This is a genomic window from Microcystis sp. M53603_WE2 (genome assembly GCF_030065435.1).
Genome location: NZ_JASJFF010000937.1, coordinates 1 through 1,166, shown reverse-complemented (window position 1 = coordinate 1,166; position 1,166 = coordinate 1). Strand labels below are relative to the sequence as shown.

1 protein-coding gene is annotated in these 1,166 nt (G+C 46.7%); it reads left to right on the top strand.

The window, feature by feature from the left end; translation table 11 throughout:
- Positions 1–326: 326 nt before the first annotated feature.
- On the top strand, positions 327–968 hold the full coding sequence (clpP, locus tag PX481_RS19775; protein WP_223212985.1) for an ATP-dependent Clp endopeptidase proteolytic subunit ClpP: 642 nt from the start codon (positions 327–329) through the stop codon (positions 966–968).
- Positions 969–1,166: the final 198 nt, after the last annotated feature.

Below are 1,166 nucleotides of genomic sequence, written 5' to 3'. Positions count from 1 at the left end.
TCAGTCTGTAGAGCGACCATAAGACCAGAACAGAGTAAATCTGTTAAGGCAGGTGCGGAACCCCGCAAGGGAAAGAAGCAGAAACCTAAATCGTGAGGTTTGGGAATCGCCGTCCGTTTTACGGCGGCGAGGATGTCAACAACAATCTCTCGAAAAAGGCGCAATCCCTTGGCTTTCAACTGGTTGAGGCTTCCTCAGCCTGAGTTAAGTTTCTGGAGAGTTATCAGATGTGAGTTTTCAGTTGACTGATTACTGACCACTGTTCACTGTTCACTGAAAATATTTCCCAATTCCCCTAATCCCTATCCCCCATTCCCTAAGTTACAATCAAAAAACCAACCGCAGCAGCAAGACAAGAAAGCGCAATGATTCCTACCGTTATTGAAACCACAGGCCGGGGCGAACGCGCCTTCGATATCTACTCCCGACTACTCCGGGAAAGAATCGTCTTTTTGGGACAAGAAGTAACCAGCGACCTAGCTAACCTAATTGTCGCCCAATTACTCTTTCTAGAAGCAGAAGACCCCGAAAAAGATATTTACTTGTATATCAACTCCCCTGGGGGTTCCGTTTCGGCCGGATTAGGGATTTTTGACACCATGAATCAAATCCGTCCCGATGTCAGCACCATTTGTATTGGTTTAGCCGCCAGTATGGGGGCTTTTCTCCTCAGTGCCGGCAAACCGGGCAAAAGAATGAGCCTACCCAACTCCCGGATCATGATTCACCAACCCCTCGGCGGCGCCCAAGGTCAGGCCACCGATATCGAAATTCAGGCCAAAGAAATTCTCTATCTCAAACAATTACTCAATCAACACCTAGCTAGTCATACCGGTAAACCTCTCGACCTCATCGCCGAGGATACGGAAAGGGATTTCTTTATGTCCGCCGAAGAGGCTCTAGACTATGGTTTAATCGATCAGGTGATCGATCGCAGTCCTTCCGCTTCCAACCCTCCCAGTAAATAGTTATGATCGGGTAGGCTCTGTCTACCCAGATTTTTGTAAATATTTAGTAAGCAGAAGTTAATCATCGGGCTCTTCTCTACTTTGTGTGATAAGCACTGATTATCATTCGTAGGAGTCTTGCTAGGCAAGGCTTTGAAGACTATATTTCTATAAAATTATCCCTATTCTTCTTCCCTCCACACAGAAACCAGAAGAGCC